16 protein-coding genes and 4 pseudogenes are annotated in these 17,971 nt (G+C 53.9%); 13 read left to right on the top strand and 7 right to left on the bottom strand.

All coding sequences use genetic code 11. From position 1 onward, the window contains the following. Nucleotides 1–21: 21 nt before the first annotated feature. Nucleotides 22–242 (bottom strand): annotated as a pseudogene (locus B4968_RS25005) (hypothetical protein); the annotation flags it as partial. Between B4968_RS25005 and B4968_RS23620 the strand changes: the two are divergent. Beyond that, the gene (locus B4968_RS23620) at nucleotides 216–503 is read left to right on the top strand and encodes a hypothetical protein (RefSeq protein WP_161492644.1); all 288 of its coding nucleotides are present in this window, start codon (nucleotides 216–218) and stop codon (nucleotides 501–503) included. The pseudogene B4968_RS25005 and the gene B4968_RS23620 sit on opposite strands and share 27 nt — an antisense overlap. 12 nt (nucleotides 504–515) lie before the next feature. Continuing rightward, nucleotides 516–1,028, top strand: coding sequence for a hypothetical protein (locus tag B4968_RS22130; RefSeq protein ID WP_241525928.1), 513 nt, complete (start codon nucleotides 516–518; stop codon nucleotides 1,026–1,028). Nucleotides 1,029–1,270: 242 nt separating this feature from the next. Here the strand turns inward: B4968_RS22130 and B4968_RS26345 are convergent. Beyond that, nucleotides 1,271–1,420: pseudogene (locus B4968_RS26345) on the bottom strand (hypothetical protein); the annotation flags it as partial. Between the two features lie 361 nt (nucleotides 1,421–1,781). Here B4968_RS26345 and B4968_RS22125 point away from each other — a divergent pair. The 3 genes from B4968_RS22125 to B4968_RS22115 all read left to right on the top strand — a co-directional run bounded on the left by B4968_RS22125 (nucleotide 1,782) and on the right by B4968_RS22115 (nucleotide 6,608). Beyond that, entirely contained in the window at nucleotides 1,782–3,290 is a 1,509-nt protein-coding gene (locus B4968_RS22125) for a DUF1254 domain-containing protein (protein ID WP_139792982.1), read from the top strand. A gap of 58 nt (nucleotides 3,291–3,348) precedes the next feature. Beyond that, nucleotides 3,349–4,851, top strand: coding sequence for a DUF1214 domain-containing protein (locus B4968_RS22120; RefSeq protein ID WP_083101348.1), 1,503 nt, complete (start codon nucleotides 3,349–3,351; stop codon nucleotides 4,849–4,851). A gap of 296 nt (nucleotides 4,852–5,147) precedes the next feature. Beyond that, nucleotides 5,148–6,608, top strand: a complete 1,461-nt coding sequence (locus tag B4968_RS22115; RefSeq protein ID WP_206601134.1) for a DUF1254 domain-containing protein — start codon at nucleotides 5,148–5,150, stop codon at nucleotides 6,606–6,608. Between the two features lie 125 nt (nucleotides 6,609–6,733). Here B4968_RS22115 and B4968_RS22110 read toward each other — a convergent pair whose 3' ends face one another. The 3 genes from B4968_RS22110 to B4968_RS22100 form a co-directional block, all read right to left on the bottom strand. Further along, a complete protein-coding gene (locus B4968_RS22110; protein ID WP_139792981.1) occupies nucleotides 6,734–8,476 on the bottom strand; it encodes a mechanosensitive ion channel family protein in 1,743 nt (580 codons plus the stop codon). A gap of 8 nt (nucleotides 8,477–8,484) precedes the next feature. Then, nucleotides 8,485–8,694 (bottom strand): hypothetical protein, encoded by a 210-nt coding sequence (locus B4968_RS22105; RefSeq protein WP_083101346.1) that lies wholly within the window; start codon nucleotides 8,692–8,694, stop codon nucleotides 8,485–8,487. Between the two features lie 168 nt (nucleotides 8,695–8,862). After that, nucleotides 8,863–9,216: a helix-turn-helix domain-containing protein gene (locus B4968_RS22100; protein WP_161492642.1), complete on the bottom strand. Its 354-nt coding sequence runs from the start codon at nucleotides 9,214–9,216 to the stop codon at nucleotides 8,863–8,865. Between the two features lie 246 nt (nucleotides 9,217–9,462). Here B4968_RS22100 and B4968_RS22095 point away from each other — a divergent pair, with 246 nt between their 5' ends. The 5 genes and pseudogenes from B4968_RS22095 to B4968_RS26340 all read left to right on the top strand — a co-directional run. Next, the gene (locus B4968_RS22095) at nucleotides 9,463–10,413 is read left to right on the top strand and encodes a SphA family protein (protein ID WP_139792980.1); all 951 of its coding nucleotides are present in this window, start codon (nucleotides 9,463–9,465) and stop codon (nucleotides 10,411–10,413) included. A gap of 141 nt (nucleotides 10,414–10,554) precedes the next feature. Beyond that, a complete protein-coding gene (locus tag B4968_RS23890) occupies nucleotides 10,555–10,695 on the top strand; it encodes a hypothetical protein (RefSeq protein WP_206601133.1) in 141 nt (46 codons plus the stop codon). Nucleotides 10,696–10,710: 15 nt separating this feature from the next. Then, complete coding sequence (locus B4968_RS22090; protein WP_206601132.1) at nucleotides 10,711–12,063, top strand: DUF1254 domain-containing protein; 1,353 nt, start codon at nucleotides 10,711–10,713, stop codon at nucleotides 12,061–12,063. Between the two features lie 124 nt (nucleotides 12,064–12,187). Next, on the top strand, nucleotides 12,188–12,994 hold the full coding sequence (locus B4968_RS22085) for a hypothetical protein (RefSeq protein ID WP_083101343.1): 807 nt from the start codon (nucleotides 12,188–12,190) through the stop codon (nucleotides 12,992–12,994). A gap of 315 nt (nucleotides 12,995–13,309) precedes the next feature. Then, nucleotides 13,310–13,519, top strand: a pseudogene (locus B4968_RS26340) (IS3 family transposase); the annotation flags it as partial. Here B4968_RS26340 and B4968_RS22080 read toward each other — a convergent pair. Next, nucleotides 13,458–14,369 (bottom strand): ABC transporter ATP-binding protein, encoded by a 912-nt coding sequence (locus B4968_RS22080; protein WP_241525927.1) that lies wholly within the window; start codon nucleotides 14,367–14,369, stop codon nucleotides 13,458–13,460. The pseudogene B4968_RS26340 and the gene B4968_RS22080 sit on opposite strands and share 62 nt — an antisense overlap. Nucleotides 14,370–14,405: 36 nt before the next feature. Between B4968_RS22080 and B4968_RS22075 the strand changes: the two genes are divergently transcribed. The 3 genes from B4968_RS22075 to B4968_RS22065 are packed head-to-tail and all read left to right on the top strand — an operon-like array spanning nucleotide 14,406 to nucleotide 16,185. Next, complete coding sequence (locus tag B4968_RS22075; RefSeq protein ID WP_083101342.1) at nucleotides 14,406–14,603, top strand: hypothetical protein; 198 nt, start codon at nucleotides 14,406–14,408, stop codon at nucleotides 14,601–14,603. After that, nucleotides 14,600–15,286: a GntR family transcriptional regulator gene (locus B4968_RS22070; RefSeq protein WP_083101341.1), complete on the top strand. Its 687-nt coding sequence runs from the start codon at nucleotides 14,600–14,602 to the stop codon at nucleotides 15,284–15,286. Before B4968_RS22075 ends, B4968_RS22070 begins: the two co-directional genes overlap by 4 nt. Next, entirely contained in the window at nucleotides 15,283–16,185 is a 903-nt protein-coding gene (locus B4968_RS22065; protein ID WP_083101340.1) for a GNAT family N-acetyltransferase, read from the top strand. Before B4968_RS22070 ends, B4968_RS22065 begins: the two co-directional genes overlap by 4 nt. A 550-nt stretch (nucleotides 16,186–16,735) precedes the next feature. Here the strand turns inward: B4968_RS22065 and B4968_RS22060 are convergent. Next, nucleotides 16,736–17,908 (bottom strand): annotated as a pseudogene (locus B4968_RS22060) (IS3 family transposase). Nucleotides 17,909–17,971 lie beyond the last annotated feature (63 nt).

The raw sequence follows: 17,971 nt of genomic DNA, 5'->3' as shown, positions 1-17,971 counted from the left end.
TTGACCTCTGCGAAACCGGCCGTTGTTCAAAGTCTGATGCCATCGCTCGATCCTGCCCTGTGTCTGAGCCCTCTCGGCAGATTGCTGGGCAATCACCTGCCGGGGAACAGATGATGAGGCGCTCCGCATCTGTGCTTTATGCCTTTTTCCTGCAACCATTCAGCCAGATCACCTGAGACGTAGCTTGAACCCATATCGCGGAGCAGGCGTGGCTTGTGGACGACGTCGACCTGGGCTTCCCCCTGATAGAAAACTGTGAGAACTGGTCCAGTTTTGGACGCAGTTTTCGACGTATCGCCGGGATCAGCCAGGTATCAGCCAGGGATCAGCCAGGGAACAGCCTGGAAAAATGTTGCCGCCAGATGGTCGGCCGCCCCCACCCACCTGTTTTGACGCGATCTGACCAAAACAGCCCTCTGCTCAGCGGTATCATTAAAGACGCGAAGCATCCGCAGCGCATGGCGTTCAGACCAGATCGCCACGACCCAAACGATTTCACCTGAGAGGAAACCAACATGAAACGTCATATGAACTTTAAAAGCATGGTCGCCAGCACATTCGTAGCTGCCGCATTTGCCACCGCTGCAACAGCTTCCGACACCTTTGAGGAGTATGGGAAAGTCGAAGGGTGGACCGTTTACAAGAATGTTACAGAGAGCACATGCCTAATGGAAAAAGTCGATTCCGTTGAAAACGTGGTTCAGATGGGCTATACTAAGGATACAGATTTTGGCTATGTCGGCGTATTTACGAAGGCAGAAACCGACATCAAAAAAGGCGACGAAAAAGCCGTCGCGATCGTTCTGGGCAACGATATTTATACCGGTGAAACAACTGGCATGAAAGGCAACATTACATCAGGATATAGCGGTGGCTACGTTCGAACAAACAACCCGCACTTTATTGAAGATATCCAGCGCCAGTACAAAATGATCGTTTTTCCAGAAAAAGAATATGTCTTCACCGTGGACCTAACAGGAACCCTAAAAGGCATCGAAATGGTGCGCAAATGTCAATCTGACATGTAGGCTGACCCCCGGTTTCATTACCGTTCCTCCCGTTCCCCTTATGGCACTTTAGCTCCTGCGGTTTGCTGTCAGGCGCCCGAAATCTCCGTAGGGGGGACACCCCACAGCCCGATGTCGGCTTTCATGCTCAATTTTCTGGCCGGGAAGTCACGCGTATCAGACCTCCGTTTGACAAGCCCCGGAATGGGGGGAGTTCCCTTTCTAACACTGGTCTTGCCCCGAAAAAGGTCCGGTCTCTCAGCTCATCTCAAGCACCCCGTCTCTCGAAATACAGGGGATGAATGCCGTCCGCTCTGGCTGTAGAACCCAATGATGTATTGCAACATTGCTCTTTCTGCTTGTCTGTGGGTCACCCATTTCTGACGCCGGATCAACTCGGCTTTCAGCGATTTGAAGAAGGGCTCGAAACTGCATGGCCTGGCAGGCGATTAAGACCAGAAAGCCATGCTGCTTCAGACGTTTCTGATCGTCACCTGAACAGTATTGAGAGCCCCGATCCGTATGGTGGGGCATCCACGCCATCAACAAAGCCCAGGTCACAGATTTTGGCGTAATCTGACCAAAATTTACTAAAATCGCGTGCTAGCTTCGTTGAGGAAATCGCGGAGTAAGAAGGTTGCCCACCCTAGCTCCCCAATTTCTCTGTGGTTTCACGCGTTGCTCTTGCGAGCACGTAATCAAGTTTCCCGTCTCTGAAACCTCGTATGAGCCGGGAAACCCAAAATCTGTTTAGAAACGAAAAGGAGTCCAATTATGCGGCTAATTTCGACAACGGCCATAGGGTTCTTCCTAGTCGCGACGACGGCGATGGCTGAAGCCCCCAAGATGAAAATGACCACGGATATTCCGGTTGAAATTATGACACCGGACAAGGTGGACACTTCTATTGGTACGCTGAACTTTTTTGACGGCATTCCTGACAACGCCACAATCGACACACTGTACGACTACATGGACACCGCCCGGGCCGTGCAGGTCTATGTCTCGACGGTACCGGGTGTGTCGCAATATGCGATGCGACAGGGGCAGCGCGACATTGGCGCGACCAAATCTAACCAAATTCTGATCTGGGACAAGCTGACAGATTCTAAATCTCTGTTTCTGACCGGAAACTCATCAACGATTTATACCTGGACCTATACCGATCTGGCCAATGACGGTCCTACCGTGATCGAATTGCCTGCTGGAATGCTGGGGGCAATTAATGACATGTGGTTCCGCTATGTGACCGATCTGGGGATTGCGGGCCCTGATCAGGGCAAAGGCGGCAAATATCTGATCCTGCCTCCGGGCTATGATGGCGATGTGCCTGCTGGTTATCATGTTGTGCGCCCATCGACATTTGGCAATTGGATATTCATGCGGGCCTATATCAGCGATGGTGTAGAGAAGGCCGCGCAGGGCGTGAAAGATAATCTGCGCATCTATCCACTGTCTATGGCCGACAATCCTCCGGCGCCAGATTTCATCAGCATGTCGGGACGCGATGGCTACAACGCGGTTCCGCCGAACGATTACAGCTATTGGGAAATGTTGAACCAGTTGATTCAGGAGGAACCGATTGGAACGCATGATCCTGAAACACGCGGGTTGCTGACATCATTGGGCATCGCCAAAGGTAAGCCGTTTACACCTGATGACCGGATGAAAGCCATTCTGACCGATGCTGTCGCCATCGGCAACGGCTATGCGCGTGCCAACACGGTGCTGCCAAAGGATTCAGATCAGCGCATCTATGGACCGGACAGTGAATGGGTTATGGCCTTTGCCGACAAGGACACGACGTTTCTTGTTGATGGATCACGCCGCTACGACTCGCGTTTGTGGATGCGCTATAGCGCAGTTGTTGTGACACCGGCCATGGCAGTGACTAAGCCGGGTCAGGGTTCCGATTACGGGATCGCCGGAATGGCCAAAGGTGGTGAGGTTCTGGATGGATCCAAGACCTATAAACTACACCTGCCGGCAAATGTTCCGGTCAAGGATTTTTGGTCTGTTACCACCTATGATCCCCAAACGCGCTCTATGTTGCAGACCGACCAGACCTTCCCGGCTCTGGACAGCTACAACGAGAACATGAAGCAGAATGCGGACGGGTCTTATGATGTTTACTTCGCACCCGAAGCCCCCGAAGGCCATGAAGGCAACTGGATCCAAACCGTTCCCGAAAAGAGTTGGTTCATCATTTTACGCATGTATGGCCCGCTTGAACCTTGGCTGAACAAAACCTGGGTGCCGGGTGAAATTGAACCAGTCGACTGAATGTACAGATGGGCGCGTGCGGGCCTTCGCAACGAACATATCTGAGAGGAATTTTTAGATGACACATACCAAACCTTCCCGCCTTGCGGGTCTGCTGACAGGCGCTGCCATGCTGGCGCTGGCGCTTCCTGCCACTGCCGAGGAGCACAAAACCACGGTTCAAAAAACCTATGCGGGTGCGCTGGAGTTTCAGGGGCAAAGCATTACCAAGGACACGGCGCAGTTCCTGCATCGCCGGATATTGGAACAGCGCGCGACCCAGTTGGTCACCTGGGCGATGCCGATGATGAATTTCGAAACGTTGTATCCAGCCTTGCTGAGCAACATGAAGACCTCAAACGGCATGGATTTCACCGAGGATGATATCTTCTTTGGTCTCTATGACGGATATAATGGTGTTTACCCGTTTATGACCGCCAATGTCACAACCCCATACACCATTGCACTGTCGGATCTGTCCAAGACCGGTCCCATTGTTCTGGATCTGCCCCCGGGTGCCATTTATGGCGTTATCGACAACGCATGGATGCAACCAATCCACGAGATTGACGGAACTCCGGGGAAACTGCTTATGGTGGGGCCCGGTCAGGATTACCCCAAAGACTTTGACGGGAAAATTGTACAGTCTGACACCTTCCGGGTGACCTATTTTTACCGCGCATTGGGTACCGGCGACGAGGCCACCGCCCTGCGGACGGCAGTAAAGGCCTATAAGCTGTCGGAGGCCGGCACCCCACCTGAGACGACATTTGTCAAATACACCCCCAAACCGGGAGACAATATCGAGCTGAATACTCAGCCGCGCGACATGCGGTTCTGGGAACTGGTGAACACCTATGTTCAGCGTGAATCGATGGCTGACCGTGATCGGTTCTTCTATGGGTGGCTAAAGGACTTGGGCATCGAAAAAGGCAAGCCATTCGCCCCTTCGGATGCGCAGAAAGAGATCCTACAGAGCGCATTGGATGTGGGTATGGCCATGTCGCAGGCGATTTCCTTTAACAAGACGCGCGAGATGTTCCCAACATCGCTTTACGGCGACAGCTCGAGGTTTGAAGACGCAATGGCAGGAATGGACCCAAAGATTGATTTGGAAACCTATTCGATGTTCAACGAGCGGGCGTCTTATGGGTTTGAGGCCACCACGACATCAGCGGGCATGGTGTCACGCACTCCCGGCGAGGGCTCGGCCTATCTGGGGTCCTATTATGATGTGGACGGAAATGCGTTGATGGGCGGCAAAAACTATACGCTGAACGTTGGACCAAATCCCCCTGCTGCGAACTTCTGGTCGGTGACGGTCTACGACATCAAGAACCGCCTGATCATCCGTAACGAACAGCAACGGTCAGACCGGTCTTCCCGTTCCGAAGGTCTCATTTCCAATGACGATGGGTCGGTTGATCTGTATTTCGGCCCCCAGGCGCCAGAGGGTAAGGAAATCAACTGGGTCCAAACCAACGAGGGCGAGTCGTTCTTCGTCTATCTGCGGCTTTATGGTCCCGAACAGGGCTATTTCGATCAAACCTTCCCGATGACACCGATCAAGAAAATCGACTGATCCCGATCGCAGACTCCGTGCAAATGAAGAGGGCCGTAATTTTTGCGGCCCTCTTTTTTTGGGGAGACCCAAGTTCCCACAGGGCAGACCATTTCGCCACTGTTACCTGACCGGGGGGCCTGCTTGGCGCGTTCTGACCAAAATGAGCGCTAGGGGTGGTGCATACTTGGATTGAGACATGCTCGTTGTGGATTTTAGGGAGAAGCAGGAAGATAAGACAAACGCTGAAACACATACTATGCGGAACAGCACTGACAACTTTAACACTGACGCCCGCCTTGGCTGAAGCGCCGCAGATGAAAATGACCACCGATATTCCGGCGTCACTCACTGCGCCGGACAGTGTTGATACTTCGATCGGAACGATGAAGTTCTTTGATGGTGTGCCCGATGCGGCCAGTGTCGCGGCGAGCTATGACTTTCTTGATCGCTCGCGTGCGGTCAATGTCTTCATCAACTCGATCCCGATGATTTCGGCCTACATGCTGCGCGAAGGTCAGGCGAAGATCGGGGCAGATACCAGCAACAAAATCGCCATCTGGGACAACCTGATGGATTCCACAACCCTGCTGCTGACAGGCAACACCTCGACCATGTATGCGACGGGGTTCCTTGATCTCGAAAAAGACGGCCCCACCGTGATCGACCTGCCACCCGGAATGCTGGGCGTACTGGATGACATGGCGTTTCGCTATATGACCGATCTGGGCGTCGCTGGCCCGGACAAAGGCAAAGGCGGCAAATTCCTTGTGCTGCCACCCAATTACGACGGCGACGTACCGGATGGCTATTTCGTGGTGAAATCCAAAACCAACGGCGTTTGGGTCTTTCCCCGCGGGTATCTCGACAAAACCCTGCCATTGGACGAGGCGATCCCGGCGGCCTCGGCCAACATTCGTGACACAATGAAAGTCTATCCTTTGTCGACCAAGGATAGCCCGCCCACGACAGAATTCATCAATGTTTCTGGCAAAGAGATGAACACAATTGTGCCCAACGATTTTAGCTTTTTTGAAAAGCTGCATGATCTGATACAGGGTGAACCAGACGATTATCTTGGCCCAGAAGCCAAAGGTATGATGGCGGCGATTGGGATCGTCAAAGGCCAGCCCTTTGCCCCCGATGATCGCATGAAAGAAATCCTGACCGACGCGGCGGCCATCGGAAATACAGCCGCCCGTGCAATCAGCTATTTCCCGCGCGATCCCGGCAACATGACCTACGGCGAGGACAGCGCGTGGATCATGGCATATGCGAACAAGGACACGGCCTTCCTGAAGGATGGGGCCTACAACCTTGAGGCGCGTGCGTTGTTCCACTTTGGCTATATCGTTGTCTCGCCTGCCATGGCCGTCACAGTTGCGGGTAAGGGGTCAGACTACGCTTTGATCGCGGTGGATTCGGAAAAGCAGGCATTGGACGGGTCCAAAACTTATAAGCTGACGATGCCAAAGGACGTTCCGGCCAAGGATTTCTGGGCGTTGACGATGTATGACACGCAGACCCGGTCACAACTTCAAACCGATCAGCAATTCCCGACATTGGGTAGCCAGACCACGGGATCGAAACAAACGCGGATGGATCCTATGACATCTATTTCGCGCCTGAGGCTCCCAAGGGAAAAGAGGGGCACTGGCTGCAGACCATTCCGGGCAAAAGCTGGTGGCTCGCGCTGCGCATCTACGGACCCGAACAGAGTTGGATTGATCAGACTTGGCGGCCAGGTGAGATCGAACTGGTGGACTAAGGCCTGTTAACGTCAAAAGAAATGGCCGGAGAGTTTCCTCTTCGGCCATTTTTCGTATTGCAGATGGCTGCAAAACCGGAGGAATCCCTGCATCCCCCCTGCCCGGCGCTGATGCTCCGGGTCCGCAGCGGCCCCTTAGGGGGGCGATCCTTCTCTTTCAGTTTCCGTAGAAGGGGGCACGTCTTCGAGGTGTAAAGACAAGCGTTCTGACCCTTCTTCCATGATTTCATCAGATGTGGTCGAGTCCGGCGACCCCGGCGGCGGATACTGAAGGGTACCCTCAAGCTTTTTGGCCCGTTCGGCGGACATTTTGGGGAAAGGAAACGTCTTGTGTTGCCGCCACGAGGCAACGGTTTTTGTGGCCTTTTCGGCGAGATCCGTATCGCGCTCGGGTTCTTTTTCCATAAACAGAGTCTGAGTGGGCAATGCGAATTCGCAGCCCGCGCCTGCGACAATATCAACAATTCGAAACAGGACATCTTCACGAATGGCATGGAAATCATTCCATTCGCGGGTCTGGGCGTACACCCGGATACTAATGTTCAACTCAGATCGGCCAAAACCAGAAAAGCGCACACGCACGGTGGCGGGGCTGATCCTGGGGTGGGCATGAAACATCTCGCGAATTTTGGCGAGAACGAACCGGAGTTGGTCAGGATCGGTACCATACCGCAGCCCGATGACCTCTTCTATCAGCATCTCGTCACATCTGGCCCAGTTGATAAGGTGCATATCTGCAAACTGGGCGTTGGGAATGGTAATCAGCGTCCGGTCCGAGGCGCGGATGGCCGTCGACCGTCCACCAATCGATTCAATCGTGCCGTTCTGATCCCCGAAGGTGCAGTAGTCGCCGACACGAACGGGACGATCCAGATACAACACAAACCCACCAATCAGGTTCTCAAGGGTGGGACGCACGGCCAATGCAACGGCAATCCCGCCAATCCCAAGACCGGTAAGCATGCTCAGGACGGGCACCCCGAGTTCGCTTGCCCCATAGCCGACTATGAGGAGGCCACCGATCAGACCGATGATCTGGCCAACAAGGCTGACCATGCTGGAATCAAGCGACTGCCGGGGGAAGGTCGGATCCAGAATGACAGTGTCAAAAAAGGCCCGTGACGAAAGCCAGAAGGCCCATGTGGCAGCAATGTAGAACGCGATGACAAGCAGGAATATCTGCAGATCGTAAAACCGCCCCGTTATATTGATCTGGTACTCAAACAGCTTCTCCAGAAGAAGGGTTGTCAACATCAGCGCGACCGGACTGAGGATGCGATAGCGCGGTGTATTACGTGCGCTTTGTGGGAGTTTTTGTGTCAAAATACGGTGCCAGAAACGCAACCCCACATACGTAGTGACCGCTGAAAGCATGACCAAGAGGACTTTCCACACAGGAGTATCCAATATCCCAAAAGTAAAAATGGCCGGTAAATCGGAGAGTGCAGAAACCGGAATGAGTGGCCCTGATATCTGTCGGGACATGCCATTCCAGCTTTTGATCGGGAGTGCACTGCGCAGTTTCATGCTACGGATGCCTTCATAAAATCGGGGGGCTGACCGGATGGTCTCTGCAGCAAACAGAAATTCCCCGGTACGAGACCCCGATGTAACCATGGATATGTGAAAAGGGGTGCCCGGAAGCCTGTATTTTGCGGTTTCCGGATCGTCGAGCGCTTCGATATCCGGAATGTTTTTGAGGTTGATTTCAGGGACACGTCCAAGAGCATCCAGCAGGTAGAAAGAGGTTTCAGATCCCGCCTTTTGTCGTTTGGCTGCCGGTTCAAGGCTGGTATCAATCAAGCTAATGAACTGGTTGTTCAGCAAATGAACCTGAGCGTAGTTTTCAACCGTTCGGGTCTCAGTGTATTTGCTCACTGCCTTCTCTAAATATCTGTGCGTAACCGAAAAAAGGTTTCGATTGTCCGCCGCGGGCTATCCGTAAGGATCGGTGAAATCTGAACGGTTGAGGCCGTGTTCAGGATCTCAGTCACGGCCGAGTGCTCGGTCTTTGCAGGATCATCGGGGGACTGGCCAGACAAGGCCAGTGCGTGGGTCAGGAAAATGAAAAAGGCCAAAAACAATGTGCGGATCATAGGTCACCTCAAGCCAGAGACCCCGGATCAACTGTAGCACTTGCCCTAGTCGAAATAGCATATTGCTTGATCTGTAGGTTCTAAAACATAAATAGTCGGTTTGTGTTTAATCGGGTAGGACAGTCGGTGTTGGTCATTTTGCGCCACATCAGTTGCGCCTACGAGATATCACCTTTCACTTTGCGTGCTTCGACGTTTTTTGCGCCACCTCGCTGGTGACTGACCTGTCCATTTTCGAAAAGAACGTCCAAAGTTGCTTACATCGCCCTGCCCAATTTTTCGGGCAATTTCTGCAACAGACAGATCTGTTTCGCTCAAAAGGGCTTTTGCCTCTTTTTGACGAATGGCCTCGACAACCTGTGTAAAAGTTATATTTTTATTTTTAAGAAAGCGTTGCAGCGATCGAGCGCTGGTATCGGCAGCTTCTGCCACATCTTCAAGTCTAGGGATGCGGCCGTGACCATGGGCTTGCACAATCTGCTCGATTGTACTGAGCCTTAAGTTATTGGCTCCGCGTCCCAAATCACTCCCCCAATCAATTACTTAACTCCAAAGATACCTGATATAAAACTGCAGTTTGGTCAGAGCACGCCAGTCTGAGAATTTTTGTTTCCCGACACGGCTTCAAAAGGCCAGCGCATGCGACCGCCAGATGGATCGTGTCGCAATCTGACCAAACTGACGGTCTGGATTTGCTATCGTTCTTGCGGAAAGCCCGAGTTTGCGTTGCAAAAAATTCGGCTGGGATGATGTTTGGGAGTTGTGCAGATGATGAAGTTGTCAAAGCTGAAACGCTATTGCCTGAAAGCCGCCGTCCTTTCAATTTGGTTTGTCAATTTGGATGCCGCTTGGGCAGACGAGGGCGGCACGAGCTTCTGGCTACCGGGCCAATACGGCAGCTTCGCCGCCTTGGCGCCAGAACCCGGCTGGCGGCTTGCGCTCGTGACTTATCGCTACTCGGCCCAAGGCAGTGGATCGCGGCCTCTTGGCTTTGGCGGCAACTTAAAACTGGGGGTTGATGCGGATTATCTGGGGCAGTTCATTGTGCCGTCCTACACACCCGACACGACGATTTGGGGGGCTCGCCCAAGCTTTTCGCTCGCGTTTATTCCTGCCAAGAACGATGTCTCGGCGAATGTGGCCATCGGCGGCACAACCTCGGCCGCGGCGCACAGCGTGTCGGGCATAAGTGATATTTATCCAACCGCGCAATTGTACTGGAACGAGGGCGTCCACAACTGGATGGCCTATCTGACCGGCAACATCCCTGTTGGTAGCTATGATGCAAACCGACTTTCGAACCTTGGGCTGGGGCATGGCGCGATCGACATTGGTGGGGCCTATACCTTTCTTAATCCGAATACTGGATGGGAATTTTCGGCGACGGTCGGAGTTACCTATAATTTCAAAAATTCAGACACGGGATACCAAAACGGAATCGATGCGCACCTGGACGTGGGCGTTTCCAAATTTGTTTCCGACAGGATGTCGATCGGGCTGGTGGGATTTGCCTTTCAACAGCTCACAGCCGACCGTGGCCAGAATCCTCTGTTGGGGGACTTCAAAGGCCGCACGTTCGGGATGGGTTCCCAAATCAGCTATACCTTCAATGTTGGCGGCAACGAGGTTTTCGCAAATCTTCGTGGTTTCAAAGAATTCAACGTGAAAAACCGCGTCGAAGGGGAAGGCCTCATGCTGACCTTCAGCTTGCCGCTTTGACGATGGCTGAGCCAACACATGACCTGATCGCATATGGGCATTTGGCGTAAACTGACCAAAACGCCGTTAATCCTGAGGATACAATAGAAACCAACATCAGAAGTATTTTAAGTGCCCCTGGCACGAAAAATGGAGACTAAAATGACGATTAGGAAACCCGATTTTCTCTGGCTGGCCGCAGGCGCAACAGCGCTGGCCATGACACCGGTATTTGCTGAAACCCCGACCTATAAAATGACCACGGACATTCCCGCAAATGTGCTGACGCCTGACAAAATGTAGTCCAGCCTCGGGTCCTTGGAGTTTTTTGACGGTATCCCCACCAATGAGACCGCGCAGAAAATCTGGGATTACCAGGACCTCAGCCGAGCCGTCGAGATGATGATCGCCCATGTGCCGGCTGCGTCTCTGGCAGGGTTCCGCAAGGGTATCCGCGAGTTCGGCCCTGACAACGAAACCATGATCATTTTTGAAGGCCGCCTCGATCCCCGCGGGCTGCTGCTGACTGGCAACACGACGGTGGTCTACAGCTTTATGTGGATCGATCTGAAAGACGGCCCGATGGTGATGGAGACACCGCCGAATGTGCTGGGCATCATCGACGACGCATGGTTCCGCTATCTCACCGATTTCGGCAACGCGGGTGACGACAAGGGCAAGGGCGGAAAATATCTTCTGGTTGGACCGGACTACACGGGTGACATCCCAGAGGGGTACATCGTCAAACAGTCCAAAACCTATGGCCATTGGTTAGCAATGCGCGGCTTCATGCAGAATTTCGAACATGAGCCGGTTGTAGACAACATGAAAGAACACTTCAAACTGTACCCGTTGGGCTCCGAACCAAAAGACGTGAACTGGGTCAACGTATCGGGAAAATCGTTCAATACGCTTCATGCTCAGGACGCCGGTTTCTTTGAAGAAGTGAACGAGATTGTTCAGGAAGAGCCGCATTTTTCGCATGACAGTGAAACCATTGGCCTGCTGGCCTCTCTTGGTATCGAAAAGGGCAAGCCGTTTGAACCGGACGCGCGTATGTCAAAAATCTTTGACGATGCGGCGAAAATCGGCACCGCCACCATGCGCGCGATCGTCTTCAACAACCGCGACAAAGATGTACAATACTACCCGAACAGCGAAACATGGGAAGTGGGCTTTGCCGGAGGCAACTATGAGTTCCTGCGCAATGACGCGAGCCTGAGCAACAACCGCGCACGGTTCCATTTTTATGCAACAGGCATAACACCTGCGATGGTTAACCCCGGCGTTGGCAAAGGGTCTCAGTATCTAATCGGTGCGCGCGACGCGGACGGAAATCCGTTTGATGGTGCCAAGACCTATACGATGCATGTAGCACCTGACGTGCCGATGGAGAACTTCTGGGATGTCACCCTGTACGACAACCAGACGCGGTCGTTAATGCAGACGGATCAGATGTATCCGGGTGTGTCGAGCATTGATGAAGCCATCATCAAGAATGCCGACGGCTCTTACGATATCACCTTTAGCCCCGAAAAACCCAAAGGCGATGCCAATTGGTTGCAAACCATTCCCGGTAAGGGGTGGAATATCCTGTGGCGCGTTTATAGCCCGACCCAGCCGTGGTTCGACAAAGCCTGGCAGCCAGGTGAAGTTGTTCTGAAAAAGTAATTCGAAAATCCGGCGCATCTTTCGAGGGCGCGCCGGATACAGTTTGGTGGACGCGTGCCCGATGATATATACAGGGTTCGCTTTCTTGCCGGCCCCGTGGGGCTGCCTTGAAGGCAACCAGAATATGCAATCCATTAGAAAACCGCTGTTGGTAGCCAGTTTGGTTCTGGGCGTTTTGGGTCTTGCGATACCGGCCAGCGCTCAGGGAACGGACTCGGCGGCATTAGCACAGGCCAATAACCCGCTTGCCGCCGTGAAGGCATTCAATCTTCAGAACCAGTTTACCGGGTCGATGACGGGCTCCGGCGCAAATGCCAATTCGTTTTTCCTGCGAGGGGCATTGCCGGTGACCGCTTTTGGTGGTGACTGGCTGGTTCGGGCCACTTTACCGATCAATCACTTCCCTGACCCTGTTTCTGGCGGCAAAAAGACAGGGATTGGCGATTTCAACGTCTTTGCCGCCTATTTGATCGATACCGGAAATCCGAATTTGAGCTTTGGTATCGGGCCACAGCTGACAGCCCCGACAGCAACGAGCGACGCTCTTGGTACCGGGAAATGGTCTGCTGGACTGGCCAACGTCCTGTTTAACACAGCGACACCCGGGCTTCAGTGGGGGTATTTGTTGACCTGGCAGGCCAGCTTTGCCGGCGCGGATAGCCGTGCAGATGTCAACAACGCAGCCTTTCAACCGATGATCATCAAGCAATTGCAAGATGGGTGGTACCTGCGCTCGGCCGCGATCTGGACCTATGACTTCGAGACCGACAATTACAACATTCCGATTGGTCTTGGCTTGGGGCGCGTGGTCAAGAATCCCGGCGTTATCATCAACTACTTTGCCGAGCCGCAATATTCAGTGGCATCCGGCGGAAACGGAAAGAGGGAATGGGGTGTCTATGCTGGTGTCAACTTCCAGTTTCCGAAATAGAATAGAAACAATGCGTAAAATGACTTTTACCACAACATAAATCGCGGCGCTTGCATCATCAAACACCTGGGCCGGCGATATGCCCAGTGACCCCTTTGGTGGCAAGCCCGCCACAGGGACACAGGCATCGTTCACAAGCTTTGAGACTTTTCAGGATCAGGTGATGTATTGAGCCTCCCTCTTTGAAGTGGTCCGCCTCTATGATTAGGAAAGCGAAGGACCTGAGTTGGCTATTAAGAGACCCCAATTCGAAGAGATTGTCGCCAAGTTGCAGTAAGTTGCAGTAAGTTGAAGCACCGACGGGGCACGGAACTACTCAAGGAACTGAAGCGGTTACAGAGCGAGAATGGGCGCCTGCGCCGTGCGGTTTCTGACCTGACCCTAAACAAATTGATCTGGAAGGAGGCCGCAACGGGAACCTTCTGAGCTCATCGCGTCGACATTCCTGCATTGTTTCATCTGCCTACCCAGATGAAGATTTCTGAGCGCCGTGTGTGCCGCGTCCTGGGTCAACACCGATCCACGCATGGCCGCCTTGATATTCGATGGTCGTCACCCTTGCTGGCAGCCCCTGATCGCTCAGCTTCACATCATCCGCCCGCAAGGCCACTTTGCCCCCGTCCAGCGCGATAACGTTATGGCCGCCCATAAACCGGGCCACAAATTCAGTCTTTGGCGCAGTCCAGACCTCGCGCGCGCTGCCCGCCTGTTCGATCATCGCATTGTTCATGACCACCAGCTCATCGCCGAGCGCCAGCGCCTCGTCCTGCCCGTGGGTGACATGCACAAAAGTGATCCCAAGTTCGCGCTGCAGCTTTTTCAGTTCGGCCCGCATACGGATGCGCAAAAACGGATCAAGAGCCGACAGCGGCTCATCCAGCAAAAGCACCTTGGGCTGCGTGATCAGCGCCCGTGCCAGCCGCACACGTTGCTGCTGGCCACCCGAAAGCTGCGCCGGAAGGCGATCCGCAAAGCCCGTCATGTCGACCAGCTCTAGCAGCTCATTTGCCCTGGCATCACGCGTGGCTTTGTCCTCGCCCTTCATCCGCAGGGAAAACGCCACGTTGTCACGGACATTCAGATGCGGGAACAGAGCATAGTTCTGAAACATCATCGCGGTGCCGCGTTTGGCCGGGATAAGATGTGAGACATCAGATCCCGCCAGAACGATAGCTCCCTCTGTCACCTTTTCATGGCCAGCGATCATGCGCAGGGTTGAGGATTTGCCGCAGCCCGATGGCCCCAACAGGCAGACATAGGAGCCACCCTGAAAAAGGTGGTTGATGTTATCTACCGCGAGCGTGTCGCCGTATTTCTTCGTCAGACCAACCAACTCAAGATCATATCTGCCGCGCATATCCACCCCATCGCTCATCTGAATTCGCCGTGTTCAAACAAGCTTAAGATTGGGATGAGCACCTCCATCCAGCGTTTCCGCTGCTTTGCGGACGGCAAAACTGAGATTGCCGGTTATTTGTGCGACTGCGGCGGAGGGATCTTATTTTTTGTGCGCAAAATTGTACACAATCTTGAAAACATAGTTGACGCCTATCATCGGTTGCCTATTCCCCATGGCCAGCCCAAGGTGATCCCGAAGGATGAGACATGACCAAACTGACCACAGCCCCGCTTACGACAGAGCAATTGTTTGCCCAGTTGGAATTGGCGATTCACGAACATCGACTAACCCCAGGTACAAAACTGGGCGAGGATGAAATTGCCAGCATCTACAGCGTTAGCCGAACAACGGTGCGCTCAGCTTTGCAGGCCCTTTCGCTTCAGCGCCTGGTCGAGCACAAGCGCAATCGCGGTGCCTATGTGGCGCAACCCACCCTCCGGGAGGCACGGGAAGTGTTTGAGGCCCGCGCACTATTGGAGCCCCGAACCGCCCATTCCGCCGCGGAACGGACCACCGCAGAAGACATTGCCAAGCTTCAGGTGCATATCGACGCCGAACACGAAGCCATGGCGGCCGGCAACCATGGCCGGGCGCTCTACCTGTCTGGTCAGTTTCATATCGAAATTGCCCGCATCGCTGACCAGAGCACGATTGAGGCCTTCATCACGCAGTTGATCTCGCGGTCTTCTCTCATTGTAGCCCTCTATTGGCAGCGCCGGACCGCAATGTGTGAAAGTCACGCGCATGATGCTTTGGTTTCTGCTCTTGCGGATCAGGACGGCCCACGTGCGGATGAATTGATGCGCAACCATCTTCTTGATCTCGTCACCTCTTTGGATTTACGCAACAAGACTTCGGCGCCCCTGTCACTCAAGGATGCATTGGCACAATGAAGGGAGTGCATTTTGACACCGCAAAATTGGCCGACCTTGAAACAGTGCTTATCTGGGCCGCACAAGAAGGCTGGAACCCTGGCCTGCAAGATGCGCAGGCTTTCTTGGCCGCTGACCCAAACGGCTTCTTTGTTGCGCGTGTCGCTGGTGAAATCATTGCCGCAATCAGTGTGGTGAACCACAGTGACACAATGGCTTTCCTTGGTCTGTACCTGTGTAAACCAGAATTTCGCGGCCAGGGGGTCGGGTTTGCGCTGTGGCGTCACGCCTTGTGCCACGCCGGGAAGCGCTGTGTCGGTTTGGATGGGGTTGCGGAACAAGAACCCAACTATGCCAAATCCGGCTTTGTCCGAACCGGCGCCACCACGCGCCTGCAGGGGAAAGCCCCAAGGGGAGCGACCGACGGGATCCGCGACTTTGACGCCGCGCGTGATTTTGTAGCAATTGCAACCCTCGACCAGCGCGCAAACGGATATGACCGCGCTCGGTTTCTGGCGGAATGGGTGTCAGAGGGTGCTGCGACTCGCAAAACGGTTGTGTATACTCAAAGCGGAGAGATTTCAGGGTTTGCAACCATCCGCCTGTGCCAAGACGGCGCCAAGATTGGGCCAGTTACGGCCCCGGATACAGCAACAGCACTCACATTGTTGAGCGCCGCTGCGGCATCCCTTGATGTTTATGATGTAACTCTAGACTTGCCCAGTTCAGCCATCGCATTCCGTAACGCGTTGGAAGATAGGGGATTTGTTGAAACATTTAAAACAGCACGGATGTATTGCGGTGCGGTCCCGCAGCCTTCACCTTCAAGCATGGCAATTGCGACGATGGAACTCGGGCAACGTTCACATTGGTACGCGTCGCAGAGCTGTAGTCGACTACCCAAAAGCACGGGTCTGTGAATGGCGAGGAGGCCACCAACAGGGTTCCTTCTTGATGCGAGTTAAGTAAGTACTCTCCCATGCATTCGGCGAGATTGAACCCAAAAGACAATGGTTTGTGAACGTCCGCTATGAGGTTCCTGAGATTTGGCATTACCAGAAGCCTGAAAGGACAGGGTAGGGTCGTTCGTGGAATTTTCGGAAAGCAAAATGACCGGACTTTGCAAACTCCGCTAACTGCGCATCGCTCACACCCATTCAAAGTCAGTGCGGCACCATGTGCCGTCTGTCCGGCCTGCTTTGTCCAGCACAGGAATGTGGGGATTTATTTCACGTCCAACCAGCCAGCCCAGCATCGGCCCTGACCCATAGGCGCTGTCTCATTCAGGGAGAAGGGTTTCCTTATTGGAAAGCGGGCGAAGTTCTTTTGCAAGTTGCTGCCATATTGCTTCGCTTCGCGCTGTTTGTGTTGCACGCAGGCGGACCATTTTGATGTTGAGAGTTTGCGCGGGCAGTCCCACATTCGCCAACCAGTTTGAGTGATAGTGAAGGCCCATCCCGTGGATCTCAGTCAGATCGATACCCAGTGACCTGAGCCCCAAGTTTCTTCCACCTCGCGGAGAGTCCTTGGGGTTGGTTTGATGGCCTTAGGCGGCCAGTTTGTCCATCGTTCTTTTCTCCGCGAATTCTCTGGGCATCAGGTTTCCGAGCGCCGAGTGTGGTCTGTGGGTGTTGTAGTCCTCCTGCCATGCTTCCAGCGTTGATCTGACTTTGGCCAACGATCCGAAGAGCGTTTCGTTTTGGCATTCATCTCGTAGCTTTCCGTTGAAACTTTCGACGAAGGCATTTTGCTGTGGTTTGCCAGGTGCGATGTCGTGCCAGTCGATCTCGTTGTCTTGCACCCATCGCAGAATGGCCATGCTGGTGAATTCCGTGCCATTGTCGGAAACGATTGTTCCCGGTATCCCACGTTCGGAAATGACCCGGTCCAGTTCCCGAGAGACCCGTAAGCCCGACAGCGACGTATCGGCGATCAGCGCCAGGTTCTCTCGCGCATGTTCATCAACCACGGCCAGGGTGCGAAAGCGGCGGCCATCCGTTAGCGCGTCTGATACGAAGTCCAGCGACCACCTTTGGTTTGGCCCATCCGGCACAACCATCGGTCTTCTGGTGCCCTGAGCACGCTTTCGACCGCCTCTGCGCCGCACTTGCAGCTTCTCTTCGCGATAGATCCGCCGGAATTTCTTGTGGTTCCCTTGCCAGCCCCGCCGTTCGACCATCACATGCAATCGCCGATAGCCAAACCGGCGACGCTCCTTGGCGACAGCCTTTATGGCATCACGCAGATCCGTGTCATCGTCCCGACGCGACTGATACCGCACCGTTGACCGATCCACGTTCAAAGCAGACCTCGCCCGACGCTGGCTCACCTGATGAATTGCCATCAGGTGAACCACCGCCTTCCGCTTGTCATCGGGCGTCACCACTTTTTTGAGTTCTCATCCCGCAGCATTGGATTGTCGAGCATCTGTTCGGCCAACAGCGTCTTCAGCTTCGCGTTCTCGGCTTCCAGCGCCCGGAGCTTCTTCGCATCCGACTCCTCCATACCGCCATACTTCGATTTGTATTTGTAGAAGGTGCCCCGGCTGATCCCATAGCGTCTGCATACGTCAGCAGTCTTCTCACCCGCTTCCTGTTCCTTGATCATCTGGATGATCTGTTCGTCGGTGAATCTCGTCTTCATTTGTCCGTCCTTCAATTGGGCGGACTCTACACAAAACTGCAGGAGGTTTTGGGGCTCAGGTCA

Source organism: Pseudophaeobacter leonis (assembly GCF_002087335.1).
In the GTDB taxonomy this organism is placed as follows: Bacteria; Pseudomonadota; Alphaproteobacteria; order Rhodobacterales; family Rhodobacteraceae; genus Pseudophaeobacter; species Pseudophaeobacter leonis.
Note: the sequence above shows the minus strand (reverse complement) of the source record. Positions and strands in the feature narration are given on the sequence as shown.